This is a genomic window from Vibrio sp. Isolate25 (assembly GCF_022398025.1).
Lineage (GTDB): Bacteria > Pseudomonadota > Gammaproteobacteria > Enterobacterales > Vibrionaceae > Vibrio > Vibrio coralliilyticus_A.
Map to the genome: position 1 here is coordinate 77,631 of NZ_JAKEUT010000010.1, position 14,259 is coordinate 91,889.

Below are 14,259 nucleotides of genomic sequence, written 5' to 3' on the forward strand. Positions count from 1 at the left end.
TTAAGCAGTCAGCGCTAGGATGCTACCTGGCAGTACAAGGAATACCGCAATAAGGTAACCAGCCACTACAGCTTTGTTCTTCACTGCCATATCAGAGATGATGTCAGCGGCTTTAACTGGTAGTTCACGTAGGAACGGAATACCAAAGATAAATACTGTGGCTAGGATGTTGAACGCTAGGTGTACCAAAGCAATTTGTAGAGCGAATACTGCGAACTCACCTGATGCTGCTGTTGCTGCCAATAATGCGGTAATGCATGTACCGATGTTGGCACCTAGAGTGAACGGGTAGACGTCACGAACTTTCAATACACCTGAACCTACAAGCGGAACCATTAAGCTGGTAGTGGTTGAAGAAGATTGAACCAGTATAGTAACGACTGAACCAGAAAAGATACCGTGAATAGGGCCACGACCAATGGCGCTCTTTAAGATTTCACGAGCACGGCCAACCATTAGGCTCTTCATCAGTTTACCCATCACAGTGATAGCAACGAAGATGGTTGCAATACCAAGCACGATAAGTAGTACGCCACCGACAGTATCACCAAAGGTTGCTAGCGGCTCTTTTACTGCGTTAACAACTGGCTTTGTGATTGGCTTGATGAAGTTTAGGCCTTTCATACTCATATCGCCAGTCGCGAGGAATGGTGATACTAGCCAGTGAGAAATTTTCTCAAGGATACCAAACATCATTTCGAGTGGTAGGAAGATTGCGACCGCGAGAAGGTTAAAGAAGTCGTGAATGGTTGCACTTGCAAAAGCACGTTTAAACTCTTCTTTATTTCGGATATGGCCCAGTGAGACCAAGGTGTTAGTGACAGTGGTACCTATGTTGGCACCCATGATCATAGGGATCGCGGTTTCTACTGGTAAACCGCCAGCCACAAGGCCAACAATGATCGATGTTACTGTACTGGAAGATTGGATAAGAGCGGTTGCGACAAGACCTATCATCAGGCCTGCTACTGGATGAGAAGCGAATTCGAAGAGAACTTTAGCTTGATCGCCTGTCGCCCATTTAAAGCCACTGCCTACCATAGATACTGCCAGAAGCAGTAGGTATAACATGAATGCCAAGTTAGCCCAGCGTAACCAGCGAGTAGTGCTCGATATCGGCGCCGCTGTAGTAGTAGCTTGGTTCATAATTTTCTCCGTGGACCGTATAAATTTGTATTGGTCGGTTGTTGAAACTGTGGGCGATAGTAGAGGGTAAATATTTCATTAATATTACAGTTATGTGTAATGGGATTTTTTTTGTCTCTTCGTCGCAACTTTCAATGTTTATTCACTTCTTTGCTGTGTGTATTATATTGAAAAGTAAGGGTTTTTACTGATTTTTTATGAGGTTTCTGAGAGTGTTGGAAAATGGAGTTATTTCACAAATTGACCATGATGTAACAAGCTTCCTAGTATGGCTTTGTCATATAACTTTTATTACTTGTCGGTAAAATCTTGTTTTTTTTGTTATGAGATCGGTTTTTTCGAAAGATTGTTGTCATTTGAAGCTTCTGCTATAACCATAGCCATACATAAAGCAGAGAGATTTTTCATGTCGCATTTAAATTACAACCATCTTTATTACTTCTGGATGGTATGTAAGCAGGGATCAGTGACCAAAGCTGCTGATGCGTTATTCCTCACTCCTCAGACGGTAACTGGGCAGATCAAAGCGCTTGAAGAGCGTATGGACGGTAAACTGACCAAAAGAAATGGTCGAAGTATCGAGCCAACCGAGCTTGGTCAACTGGTATTTAAATACGCTGACCGAATGTTTGGCTTAAGCTACGAGATGCTGGATATTGTCAACTATAGCCAGCGATCCAATATACTGTTTGATGTAGGAGTTGCTGATGCCTTATCAAAAAGGTTAGTCAGTAAAATTCTAATGACCACAGTTCCTCCTGATAACAGTATCCATTTACGTTGTTTTGAATCGACCCATGAAATGCTACTTGAGCAGTTATCTCAGCATAAACTGGATATGATCTTGTCCGATTGCCCTGTTGACTCCAGTCAAAGTCCCGGCTTATACAGCAAGAAGTTAGGGGAGTGCAATATGAGCTTCTTCTCTAGCCGAAGTGTTGAACAGGTAAAATTTCCTGCAGTGCTTGAACAGCGGAAATTATTGATACCGGGGAGTCGAACGGCAATGGGGCGGAAAGTTCTGCAGTGGTTCGATCGTCAGGGGCTTCAACCAAACATTCTTGGTGAGTTTGATGATGTCGCTTTAATGAAATCTTTTGCTCGTTACCATCACGATGTTATTTTTCTTGCCCCTTCTTTATATGTGTCGGAAGTCGAAAGTGATTTACCTTTGCAGTTGATCGGTCATATTGATGAGCTTAAAGAAGAATATTACGTGATTTTCGCTGAGCGTATGATTCAACACCCAGCAGTGAAGAATGTCTGTGATGCAGACTTCACGAATCTCTTTCAGTGAGAACCTTTTTCATTTCTACAAATAGATTACTGGATGTAAATAGATTAGTATCAGCTATAAATGTATCAATTTATTAATTACAGGCTGAGATTTGTTGATGTTTTGTTGTTTCAAGGGGTACTAGCCGATGAATTTACAAGAAATGGAAAAGAATTCTGCCAAAGCGGTGGTACTACTTAAAGCGATGGCGAACGAGAGACGTTTGCAGATTTTATGTTTATTACATAACCAAGAGTTGTCTGTGGGGGAATTGTGCAGCAAGCTCGAATTAAGTCAGTCAGCGCTGTCGCAACACTTAGCTTGGTTGCGCCGTGATGGCTTAGTTGATACACGCAAAGAAGCACAAACGGTCTTTTACACACTAAGCAGTGAAGAAGTGAAATCAATGATCCATTTACTACACAGCTTATACTGCAGTGAAATGACGGATTAACCTACCATCGTTAGATCTTGGGTACTCACTTTGTGAAATTCAAATATAAAAAAACCGGCCTGAGCCGGTTTTTTTTCACTGGTAAATCAGAGTTCTATTAAAGAGCTTTGATTGCAGCAGCGAAACGAGACTTATGACGAGCAGCTTTATTCTTGTGAATAAGGCCTTTAGTTGCCATGCGGTCTAGGATTGGTGTAACTGTAGCAAATGCTTCAGTTGCAGCAGCTTTGTCGCCTGCTTCGATAGCAGCAACAGTTTTCTTCATGTAAGTGCGCATCATTGAACGACGGCTAGCATTGTGCTGGCGACGTTTCTCAGCCTGGATAGCGCGCTTCTTAGCAGATTTACTATTTGCCAAGGGTCTAACTCCCAAAAACTTTAGTTCGGTGACAATTTAAGGGCGAGGAATATCCCTCATTTGCGCCTAAATGTCAAATGATTTGTGCAAAAACCAATCGGAACCAAACAAATTTTGGATTAGAAAGGTCTTCACGGTTAAGATGGCGGGGATTCTATCAGTATTTTTTTTTCATTGCTAATACTAATCTTCTCTAGTCCTGACATTCCTGTCATAGAGTGGAGCCTTATTGAAAGTATTGCAGGATTCCCGAGGTAGCTGTGAGTAAACGTCTGCTCAAGTCTGGCCTAATTGTTAGTGCTATGACTTTGATTTCTCGTGTGCTTGGATTAGTGCGCGATGTGGTAGTGGCGAATTTAATGGGCGCGAGCGCGAGTGCCGATGTCTTTTTCTTTGCCAATAAAATTCCCAATTTTTTACGTCGTCTATTCGCTGAAGGGGCATTTTCTCAGGCGTTTGTCCCTGTTTTAACGGAGTATCACGCCGCGGGTGACATGGATAAAACTAGGCAACTGATTGCCAGAGCTGCAGGTACCTTAGGTGTGCTTGTCTCTATTGTAACTGTGCTGGGAGTTTTAGGTTCTGGTGTGGTAACGGCATTATTTGGCTTTGGCTGGTTTCTTGATTGGTTGAATGGTGGGCCATCGGCTGAAAAGTTTGAGCTGGCGAGCTTCATTCTCAAAATTACCTTCCCTTATCTATGGTTCATTACTTTTGTGGCCTTATCTGGTGCGATTCTCAATACCATGGGTAAGTTCGCGGTGTCATCTTTTACTCCGGTATTTCTCAACGTTATGATCATCCTCTCGGCGTGGTTTATTTCGCCGAATATGACTCAGCCTGAAATTGGCTTAGCGATTGGGGTGTTCTTAGGCGGCCTGGTCCAGTTTCTATTTCAGACCCCTTTCCTTATTAAGGCGGGTGTTATGGTGAGACCTAAATGGGGTTGGCGCGATCCCGGAGTGGTCAAAATCCGTACCTTGATGATTCCCGCTCTATTTGGTGTCTCAGTCAGTCAGATTAATTTGTTGTTTGATACCTTTATTGCCAGTTTTCTTCAGACTGGCTCTATCAGTTGGCTTTACTATTCAGATCGCTTGTTGGAGTTTCCTCTTGGACTATTTGGCATCGCGATTGCCACTGTGATACTGCCAGCGTTGTCGCGTAAACATGTCGATGATCATAGTGATGGCTTTGCCCAAACCATGGATTGGGGCGTGCGTATGGTAACGTTACTTGGAATACCTGCAATGCTTGGCTTGATGGTATTGGCAAAGCCAATGTTGATGGTGCTGTTTATGCGTGGTGAGTTCAGTCCTCAGGACGTACAGTTCGCATCGTTGTCGCTGATTGCTTATGCTTCAGGGTTACTTAACTTTATGCTGATCAAGGTGTTAGCTCCCGGTTATTACTCTCGACAAGACACGAAAACACCGGTCAAATATGGCATCATTGCGATGGTAGCCAACATGGTCTTTAATGCTATTTTTGCTTGGTTCTATGGCTATGTTGGTTTGGCTATCGCTACAGCCCTGTCTGCATTTGTCAATATGTCGCTGCTGTATCGTGGGTTACATGTTGCTGGGGTCTATACACTGACGCGCAAGACCCTGATCTTCATATGTAAGCTGGTATTGGCTGGGGGCTTGATGGTGACATCCATTCTTTGGCAGTTAGAGGAGATGTCGGTATGGCTTATGTGGAGCCTGCTTGAGCGGGTAACTTCACTGACAATCTTGATCGGATTGGGAGCCGTCGTTTATCTGCTCACACTTGCTGTGTTAGGGGTGCGTTTAAAAGATCTAAAAGCAGCGACAGAATAAGGGGGATTAGTATATAATCCGTCAGTTTCACACTTTGCTAATAATAAAGAAGACAGGAATTAGAAGCTTCCAATGGAATTGATCCGAGGTATTCACAACATCAAAGCACATCATGCTGGGTGTGTCCTGACGATAGGAAACTTTGACGGTGTGCATTTAGGTCACCAAGCGGTACTGCGTCAAGTGTCTGAGCAGGCTGCTAAATTAGGCTTACCTGCAACGGTCATGACGTTTGAGCCTCAGCCTTTGGAGTTATTTGCAAGAGAGAGAGCGCCTGCGAGACTAACTCGGTTGAGAGACAAATTTGTCCAGCTGAGTAAATTGAGTATAGAACGCTTACTTTGTGTTAATTTCAACAAGCGCTTTGCCAATCAGACGGCAAATGAGTTTATTAGCGACTTGTTGGTGAAGCGATTGGGTGTTAAGTTTCTCGTTGTTGGTGATGATTTCTGCTTTGGTAAAGGCCGAAAAGGCAACTTCCATATGCTCAGAGAAGCCGGTAAAAAATACGGTTTTGAAGTCGTTAGCACACAAAGTTTCTGTCTCGAGCAATTGCGTGTCAGCAGTACAGCGATTCGCGAAGCCTTAGCAAGTGATGAGTTGCACTCAGCAGCAGAGATGCTGGGTCGAGATTACAGCATCAGTGGTCGAGTATCACACGGTCGTAAGTTAGGAAGAACCATTGGTTTTCCTACAGCGAATATCCCACTGAAGCGTTGCGTGTCACCTGTATCAGGCGTTTATGTCGTTGAGGCTCTAGGCCTTGGAGACAAACCGATTGGGGGCGTAGCAAATATTGGCAACCGACCGACCGTGAACGGAGTTCGCCAGCAACTAGAAGTACATTTATTTGACTTTCAAGCCAATTTATATGGCAAGCAGCTAGAAATCGTACTTTTAAATAAACTTCGCGATGAGCATAAATTTGACTCATTTGAAGCATTGAAACAACAAATTGAATTGGATGCTGAAGCAGCAAGGGTGTGGCTGCGTCAGCGTAATAGCTAAACGGTCTAGTCCACCGCTTGGCATAATGTCTAACATTCGCCCAACACAACGGAATTAAGAATCGATGAGTGAGTATAAAGATACCCTGAACCTTCCTGAAACAGGGTTTCCGATGCGCGGCAATCTGGCGAACCGCGAGCCAGAAATGCTTAAGCGTTGGTATAAAGAAGACCTTTACGGCGAAATCCGTAAAGCGAAGAAAGGCAAAAAATCTTTCGTTCTGCACGATGGCCCTCCATACGCCAACGGTGACATTCATATTGGTCACGCACTAAACAAGATTCTTAAAGACATTATTATTAAATCCAAAACACTTTCAGGTTTTGACGCGCCTTATATTCCTGGCTGGGACTGCCACGGTCTACCTATTGAATTAATGGTAGAAAAAAAGGTGGGTAAGCCAGGTCAAAAAGTGACCGCGGCTGAGTTCCGTCAGAAATGTCGTGATTACGCAGCGGGCCAGGTTGAAGGTCAAAAGGAGAGCTTCAAACGCCTTGGTATCATGGGTGAGTGGGACAAGCCTTACCGCACTATGGATTTTGCTACCGAAGCAAACATCATTCGTGCTCTAGGTAAGATTGCTGATAACGGTCACCTACTGAAAGGTTTCAAACCTGTTCACTGGTGTACAGACTGTGGCTCAGCGCTTGCTGAAGCAGAAGTCGAGTACAAAGATAAAGTATCGCCATCTATCGACGTGCGCTTTAAAGCGGCCGATGAAGCAGCGCTTCTCTCTAAGTTCTCATTGAACGAAGGGCATGAAGGTGAAGGCGGCATCTCTATCGTTATCTGGACAACTACACCATGGACTCTGCCAGCAAACCGCGCAGTTTGTCTACGTGATGATCTAGAGTATGTCTTGATCCAAGTTGAAGGTGATTCTAAAGAGCGAATCATCGTTGCTTCTGAACTTGCTAAAGACGTGATGGATCGCGCGGGTATCGAGCACTTCCATAACCTTGGTTTTGCCAAAGGTAGCGATCTTGAGCTATCTCAGTTTAACCACCCGTTCTACGATTTCACCGTTCCTGCGATCCTTGGTGATCATGTAACAACGGATTCTGGTACTGGTGTGGTTCACACAGCACCTGGCCACGGTCAAGAAGACTTTGCGGTCGGTAACAAGTACAACCTAGAAGTCGCTAACCCAGTAGGTTCAAACGGTGTTTACCTGCCGGATACTGAGCTATTTGCTGGTCAGCATGTATTCAAAGCGAACGATGCAGTGGTTGAGACGCTAAAAGAGAAAGGCGCGCTTCTACATCACCATGCTTACGAGCACAGCTACCCACATTGTTGGAGACACAAAACGCCAATCATCTTCCGTGCAACGCCACAATGGTTCGTCTCTATGGACCAAGCGGGTCTACGTGCAAAAGCACTTGAGTCAATCAAAGGTGTTGAATGGATGCCTGAGTGGGGTCAAAGCCGCATTGAAGGTATGATTGAAGGTCGCCCAGAGTGGTGTATCTCTCGTCAACGTACTTGGGGTGTGCCAATCGCTCTGTTTGTTCATAAAGAAACAGCAGAGCTTCATCCAGATACAAGCGAATTAGTAGAGAAAGTAGCTCTGCTAGTTGAAGAGAAAGGCATTCAAGCTTGGTGGGATCTAGAAATCTCTGACCTACTCGGTGAAGAAGCGGATAAGTACGAGAAAGTACTGGATACGCTAGACGTATGGTTCGACTCAGGTGTGACTCACTATTCAGTGGTTGATGCTCGTGAAGAGTACATTTTCCCTAATGAAGAAAAGGGCGCGTCGGCAGACCTATATTTAGAAGGCTCTGACCAACACCGTGGTTGGTTCCAGTCTTCACTCATTTCATCTATCGCGATGAAAGACGAAGCACCATACAAGCAAGTGCTTACTCACGGTTTCGTAGTTGACGGTCAAGGCCGTAAGATGTCGAAATCTATCGGTAACGTGGTTGCGCCCAAAGATGTGACTAACAAGCTAGGTGCTGACATTCTGCGTCTATGGGTTGCTTCAACGGACTACACGGGTGAAGTGGCGGTTTCTGATGAAATCCTAAAACGCTCTGCAGATGCGTACCGTCGTATCCGTAACACTGCGCGTTTCTTCCTTGCCAACCTAAGCGGCTTTAACCCAGCAACGGACCTTGTTCCTGCTGAAGAAATGGTGGCGCTAGACCGTTGGGCTGTAGGTCGTGCACTGGCTGCTCAAGAAGAGATCGTGAAAGCGTACGGTGAGTACAACACTCACGCAGTAACACAGCGTTTAATGCAGTTCTGTTCTATCGAAATGGGCTCATTCTACCTAGACGTAATTAAAGATCGTCAGTACACAGCGAAACTTGGCGGCCACGCTCAACGTAGCTGTCAGACTGCGCTTTACTACATCGTAGAAGCGCTTGTTCGTTGGATGGCGCCAATCATGTCGTTCACTGCAGACGAGATCTGGAACGAGATGCCGGGCGAACGCGATAAGTTTGTATTCACAGGCGAGTGGTACGAAGGTCTGTTTGGTCTAGCTGAAGGTGAAGAGCTTAACAACGAATTTTGGGCTGAAATCCAAGCGGTTCGTGGCGGTGTGAACAAGCTGCTAGAAGATGCTCGTAAAGAGAAGGCCATTGGTGGCTCTCTGCAAGCAGAAGTGACGCTTTATGCTGATGATGCACTAGCAGCGAAACTAAGCAAGCTTGAAGATGAGCTACGCTTTGCGTTACTGACGTCAGCCGCGGTTGTGAAGCCTCTAAGCGAGAAGTCAGAGGCGGCACAAGCAACCGATGTTGAAGGTCTGTTTGTTGAAGTGAAAGCAACGGAAAACGAGAAGTGTGACCGTTGTTGGCACCACTCTCCAGACGTAGGCACAATCGAAGGTCACGAGAAGATTTGTGGTCGTTGTGTGTCTAACGTTGATGGCGAAGGTGAAACACGTCGCTTCGCGTAATTTATAGCAACTAGAAGTTGAACTTTATTGAGATAATATAGCCCCAGTACTGACTGGGGTTACTTTTAGGAATCGTATGAGCGAACAAGCATTCACTTTGAAGCAATCAGGCGTGCGCTGGTTGTGGCTAGCATTGGTTATCTTTCTAGCGGATATCGGTATTAAGCTGTTTGTGATGGATAACATGGGTTATGGCTGGGCGAACCGCATTGAGGTGTTGCCTTTCTTTAATCTGCTTTATGTACATAATTACGGTGCTGCATTTAGCTTTCTGAGCGATCAGGCTGGCTGGCAACGTTGGCTGTTTACGGGGATCGCTTTTGCGGTAACCGCTATGCTGACTTACTGGATGAGTAAACTGCCAGCAAAAGAGAAATGGAACAATGTGGCTTATGCCATGATCATCGGTGGTGCGGTGGGTAACGTGTTTGATCGTGTGGTACACGGTTATGTTGTCGATTACCTCGACTTTTTCTGGGGTGACTACCACTGGCCAGCGTTCAATTTGGCCGACAGTACCATTTGTATTGGCGCTGCAATGATTATTCTTGATGGATTTCGTAAAAAAGACGCTGAAAAAAAAGCGTAAGCTGATAATGATCGAATAACCCTAAGCGCTGTCTGTTGATTCAGAGAGCGCTTTTTAATATAACGATGCCTCTATTGAATAGAAGCCGATATCTTCAATAACAAGGAAACACTATTGTGACCACAATTGTCCAGGAATCCGCAGTTACACTGCATTTTACTATCAAGCTTAAAGATGGTTCGGTAGCCGATAGTACACACAACATGGGTAAGCCGGCTAAGCTAGTCATCGGTGATGGTAGCTTGAGTGAAAATTTTGAGCAGTGTCTGTTGGGACTTGAAGTGGGTGAGCAAAAGGCTATTGAACTGAAAGCGGAAGATGCATTCGGTGCTCCTAATCCAGATAATGTGCACTATATGGATAGGGCGAAGTTTGTCGGTGATGCGGAAGTGGAAGTAGGCACAATCATGGCTTTCTCTGGTCCTGATGGTATGGAAATCCCTGGAATCATTACTGAAATTGCCGGTGACTCAGTGACGGTTGATTTTAACCACCCGCTAGCAGGGCAAGATGTGACTTTTGAAGTTGAAATTTTGTCAGTAGAATAGCGACCTGAAGCGATAAGATAATCACTATGAGCAATGAAATGAAAATTCTTTTAGCCAACCCACGCGGTTTCTGTGCTGGTGTTGATCGCGCGATCAGTATTGTTGAGCGTGCATTAGAAATGTACCAGCCACCGATTTATGTTCGTCATGAAGTCGTACACAACCGATTTGTGGTCGAGGGGCTGAAACAAAGAGGCGCTATCTTTGTGGAAGAACTTCATGAAGTGCCCGATGATAATATTGTGATCTTTTCTGCTCATGGTGTCTCTCAGGCGGTTCGTAAGGAAGCAAAAGAGCGCGATCTGACGGTCTTTGATGCGACTTGCCCATTGGTAACCAAAGTTCATATGGAAGTGGCTCGTGCAAGCCGCCGTCATATGGAAGTGGTTTTGATTGGCCATGCCGGACATCCAGAAGTCGAAGGTACAATGGGTCAGTATGCCAGCGAAGAGGGTGGTATGTACCTAGTTGAGACGCCAGCGGATGTGGTCTCTCTTAAAGAGAAAGTCAAAGATCCGAGTAATCTTCATTATGTCAGTCAGACGACACTGTCTGTAGATGAAACCGCTGATGTCATTACCGAGCTGCGTCGTGTTTTCCCAGAGATTCAAGGGCCACGTAAGGACGATATCTGTTACGCCACGCAGAATCGTCAGGATGCGGTACGTGAAATGGCAACGGATGTGGATGTCGTGATTGTCGTCGGCTCGAAGAACTCGTCAAACTCGACTCGTTTGAAAGAGCTGGCGGAGAAACTCGGTACACCAGGCTATCTCACCGATTGTTCTGAAGATATTAAGCCTGAATGGTTTGACGGAAAAATCAAGATTGGTGTCACTGCGGGTGCCTCTGCTCCAGAAGAATTGGTGAATCAGATCTTAGAGCGAATTCAAGAACTCGTGGGTACTCGATCAGTAGAAGAAGTATTGGGCCGTGAAGAAAATATGTTTTTTGAAGTTCCCAAAGAGTTACAGATTAAACAAGTCGACTAACTGATAGTAGAATTTAAAAAGGTGGCTAAGCCGCCTTTTTTGTCTCTGGCCTTTGTCAGATAGATGTGACTCAGTATAGAGATAAAGAAAAGGGCTCCTAATGGAGCCCTTTACGTTTCTGTAATTATTGCTTATGCAGTCTTGGTCATCGCTTTTGGCTTCTCTTCATCAGCCAGATCCAAGTCACCTTTGCCCTTAGAGGTCTTGATGACATAAGTCGTCACGCCAAGTGAGAACAAGATACCAGCGATGGTAGAAACGTTCATTGGTAGACCAAAACCTAGTGTGCTGTTATTGAGGATAAAGGTCACGACAACGGTCGTCATAAATACTGCAGGAATTGTGGTGATCCAATGCAGTTTGTTATGGCGAAGCAAGTAAGCTGAAGCCGTCCACAGCATCATGACAGCAGTCGTTTGGTTGGCAAAACCGAAGTAACGCCAGATAACACCGAAGTCGACTTGAGTTAGGATGCCACCAATCACGAAAAGAGGGACAGCCATCAGTAGACGGTTACGCAGCGTTTTCTGCTCCATATTGAAGTATTCAGCTAGAATCAGACGGCTAGAGCGGAATGCGGTGTCACCTGATGTGATAGGAAGAATAACTACGCCCAAGAAAGCAATCACGCCACCAAATACCCCCAGCAAACCAAATGAAGAGCTGTAAACAACGTTACCTGGACCACCATTTTTCACGGCTTCAGACAGTGCATCAAGGTTGCCGAAGAAAGACAAGGCAATCGCACACCAGATAAGCGCAATCACACCTTCACCAATCATGGCTCCGTAAAAAACGAATCGGCCGTTTTTCTCATTTTCCATACAACGCGCCATCAAAGGTGACTGAGTGGCGTGGAAACCCGAGATAGCACCGCAAGCAATGGTAATAAATAGCGCAGGCCATAGTGGCATGTCATTAGGGTTTAGGTTGGTAAACATATCTGTGACTTGGAAATCACCCATGACGGTGTGCTCGCTTGATAGCGCCACTGCTGTCATCAGGCCAACCGACATAAAGATAAGTAGAGCACCAAACAGTGGGTAAAAGCGACCAATGATTTTGTCGACAGGGACAATCGTGGCAATGATGTAATAGGCAAAGATGGCAATGACCATGGAAGTCATGCTAACAGAAAAGCTTGTCTGGTCATTGATCAGGTTAGTGATCATCCCTGCCGGTGCTGAAACGAATACCACACCGACCAGAAGCAACAGGACAATGGCAAAAATATTCATAAAGTGTTTTGCACCATTGCCTAGATAGCGACCAGTGATGGTAGGAACGGAAGCGCCACCGTTGCGCACGGAAAGCATTCCTGAGAAGTAGTCGTGTACTGCGCCAGCGAAAATACAGCCAATGACAATCCACAGCATAGCCGCTGGGCCGTAAAGCGCGCCCATGATTGGACCAAAAATCGGGCCTACGCCTGCGATGTTCAAAAGCTGAACGAGATAGACTTTCTTGGTCGACATAGGGACGTAATCCACACCGTCCGCTTGGGTATGAGCTGGTGTCTGGCGCTTTTCATTGATGCCGAAGACTCTTTCAACAAAAGCCCCGTAGAGGAAGTATCCGCCTATAAGAGCGGCAACACAGGTTAGAAACCACAACATAGCACTCGTTCCTTAGTGATAATTTAATAAGTTCAGCGTCGATATTACGCTTCTGATTAGCAAGGCTCATCCGAATTTGAGTTGAGTGGTCGTATGGCGGCGCCAGTGGTAATTGACACCATTAAGCGGTTTTTAACCGATCTCGGTGGCAAAGTTGGTCATTTAGTGTTTTGATTAAGATAGCTTTAATAAAAACAAGGAAAAACAATGAGAAAACTCATTTTTTTGTTGTTGGTATCTACGTTAGTTGCCTGTGCGGCAAGCCCAGAACAATTGGCTGAGGAAGGAGACTGGTACGAAATTGGTTATCAAGATGGTGTCCGAGGTCACACTCAGCGTTCTTTTAAAGAGCTAGCCAGCTTAGGCAGTGTTAAACAAGGGGATTATGATCAGGGCTACCTGACAGGAATCCAAGAATACTGCAATCCTAACTTTGCGTATCAGATTGGTTTAACGGGGCAGTATTATGAAGGTGTGTGCGAGGGCACTGAAGAGGCGCAGAAGTTTCGCATGGAGTGGAAGCGTGGCTGGGATGAGCACGCTAATAAGTATTATTGATGAAACAAGGCTTGGTTGAGGCCAAGCCTTGTTTATTTTACTTGTAAGATTTCTAGCTGCTGTGGTTTTCCACTGCCTTTCTGAGAAAGCCCTCTTGACGACTTAACTGTTGTTTTGCGCTGTCGACATCCAGCCCAGTGAGAATCATTAAGATGGCGAGTTTCACGTCATAATCAGTTTGCTCAAGTGTCGTGATGGCTTGTTGCTTATCACAGTCTGTGGCTTGCATGACAATTCGCGCTGCGCGGGCAACCAGCTTTTTATTGGTGGCTTTGACATCCACCATCAGGTTTTCATAACTTTTACCCAAACGAATCATGCTTGCTGTTGTTAGCATGTTGAGTACCAGTTTTTGCGCGGTACCTGACTTCAGTCGTGTTGAGCCAGTCAGCGCTTCAGGGCCAACGACTGGGCTGATGGCGATTTGAGCGACTTCAGCAATGACCGAATCTGGATTGCACGATAACGCCACTGTTGTTGCCCCTAGATCATTAGCGTATTCCAGTGCGCCAATAACATAAGGGGTACGTCCGCTGGCCGCAATACCTACCACCACATCTTTCTCGCTAAACTCAATAGATTTGAGATCCGCAACGCCAAGTTCCGGTGAATCTTCAGCGCCCTCTTTGGCTTTGAGGATCGCTTCTGGGCCACCAGCAATCAGTCCGATCACCATTTGATCAGAGACACCAAACGTCGGTGGGCATTCAGAGGCGTCAAGAATTCCCAAGCGCCCACTGGTTCCCGCTCCCATGTATACTAAGCGACCGCCAGATTGAAAGGCTTGAGTGATTTTATCGACAGCCTGAGCAATGTCAGGCAGGACTTTTTCTACCGCGAGAGGAACGAGTTTATCTTGCTGGTTAATTCTTTTAACGATTTCCAGAGAGGGCAGCAAGTCGATATCCATGGTGTCTGGGTTACGACCTTCAGAAACCAGATGTGAAAGCGCTGCGATAAGTGCATCGTTGGTCATAATC

13 protein-coding genes are annotated in these 14,259 nt (G+C 45.6%); 9 read left to right on the forward strand and 4 right to left on the reverse strand.

All coding sequences use genetic code 11. The features are described from left to right. Positions 1-1,146: a Na/Pi symporter gene (locus L1D15_RS16745; protein ID WP_239876479.1), complete on the reverse strand. Its 1,146-nt coding sequence runs from the start codon at positions 1,144-1,146 to the stop codon at positions 1-3. 406 nt (positions 1,147-1,552) lie between these two features. On the opposite strand from L1D15_RS16745, the gene nhaR reads away from it, so the two are divergent. Next, positions 1,553-2,443: a transcriptional activator NhaR gene (gene nhaR, locus L1D15_RS16750; protein ID WP_239838489.1), complete on the forward strand. Its 891-nt coding sequence runs from the start codon at positions 1,553-1,555 to the stop codon at positions 2,441-2,443. 127 nt (positions 2,444-2,570) lie between these two features. Then, complete coding sequence (locus L1D15_RS16755; protein WP_239838488.1) at positions 2,571-2,876, forward strand: metalloregulator ArsR/SmtB family transcription factor; 306 nt, start codon at positions 2,571-2,573, stop codon at positions 2,874-2,876. Between the two features lie 97 nt (positions 2,877-2,973). Here L1D15_RS16755 and rpsT read toward each other — a convergent pair whose 3' ends face one another. After that, the gene (rpsT, locus tag L1D15_RS16760; RefSeq protein WP_004410238.1) at positions 2,974-3,234 is read right to left on the reverse strand and encodes a 30S ribosomal protein S20; all 261 of its coding nucleotides are present in this window, start codon (positions 3,232-3,234) and stop codon (positions 2,974-2,976) included. Positions 3,235-3,494: 260 nt separating this feature from the next. Between rpsT and murJ the strand changes: the two genes are divergently transcribed. The 6 genes from murJ to ispH all read left to right on the forward strand — a co-directional run bounded on the left by murJ (position 3,495) and on the right by ispH (position 11,105). Continuing rightward, the gene (gene murJ, locus L1D15_RS16765) at positions 3,495-5,057 is read left to right on the forward strand and encodes a murein biosynthesis integral membrane protein MurJ (RefSeq protein ID WP_239876480.1); all 1,563 of its coding nucleotides are present in this window, start codon (positions 3,495-3,497) and stop codon (positions 5,055-5,057) included. Between the two features lie 72 nt (positions 5,058-5,129). Next, positions 5,130-6,065 (forward strand): bifunctional riboflavin kinase/FAD synthetase, encoded by a 936-nt coding sequence (gene ribF / locus L1D15_RS16770; RefSeq protein WP_239876481.1) that lies wholly within the window; start codon positions 5,130-5,132, stop codon positions 6,063-6,065. Positions 6,066-6,129: 64 nt separating this feature from the next. Next, positions 6,130-8,976, forward strand: coding sequence for an isoleucine--tRNA ligase (gene ileS, locus L1D15_RS16775; RefSeq protein WP_239876482.1), 2,847 nt, complete (start codon positions 6,130-6,132; stop codon positions 8,974-8,976). Positions 8,977-9,052: 76 nt separating this feature from the next. Next, positions 9,053-9,565, forward strand: a complete 513-nt coding sequence (gene lspA, locus L1D15_RS16780) for a signal peptidase II (RefSeq protein WP_239838484.1) — start codon at positions 9,053-9,055, stop codon at positions 9,563-9,565. A 116-nt stretch (positions 9,566-9,681) separates the two neighbouring features. Continuing rightward, on the forward strand, positions 9,682-10,113 hold the full coding sequence (fkpB, locus tag L1D15_RS16785; RefSeq protein ID WP_239838483.1) for an FKBP-type peptidyl-prolyl cis-trans isomerase: 432 nt from the start codon (positions 9,682-9,684) through the stop codon (positions 10,111-10,113). A 26-nt stretch (positions 10,114-10,139) separates the two neighbouring features. Next, positions 10,140-11,105 (forward strand): 4-hydroxy-3-methylbut-2-enyl diphosphate reductase, encoded by a 966-nt coding sequence (ispH, locus tag L1D15_RS16790; RefSeq protein WP_239876483.1) that lies wholly within the window; start codon positions 10,140-10,142, stop codon positions 11,103-11,105. A 131-nt stretch (positions 11,106-11,236) separates the two neighbouring features. Here the strand turns inward: ispH and L1D15_RS16795 are convergent, their stop codons facing one another. Further along, positions 11,237-12,721 carry a carbon starvation protein A gene (locus L1D15_RS16795; protein WP_239876484.1) on the reverse strand — a complete coding sequence of 495 codons (1,485 nt, stop codon included), beginning with the start codon at positions 12,719-12,721 and terminating at the stop codon, positions 11,237-11,239. Positions 12,722-12,928: 207 nt separating this feature from the next. On the opposite strand from L1D15_RS16795, the gene L1D15_RS16800 reads away from it, so the two are divergent. Next, positions 12,929-13,279, forward strand: coding sequence for a DUF2799 domain-containing protein (locus L1D15_RS16800; protein ID WP_239838480.1), 351 nt, complete (start codon positions 12,929-12,931; stop codon positions 13,277-13,279). 52 nt (positions 13,280-13,331) lie between these two features. On the opposite strand, the gene murQ is transcribed toward L1D15_RS16800, so the two are convergent. Then, positions 13,332-14,255, reverse strand: a complete 924-nt coding sequence (gene murQ, locus L1D15_RS16805) for an N-acetylmuramic acid 6-phosphate etherase (protein ID WP_239868654.1) — start codon at positions 14,253-14,255, stop codon at positions 13,332-13,334. Positions 14,256-14,259: the final 4 nt, after the last annotated feature.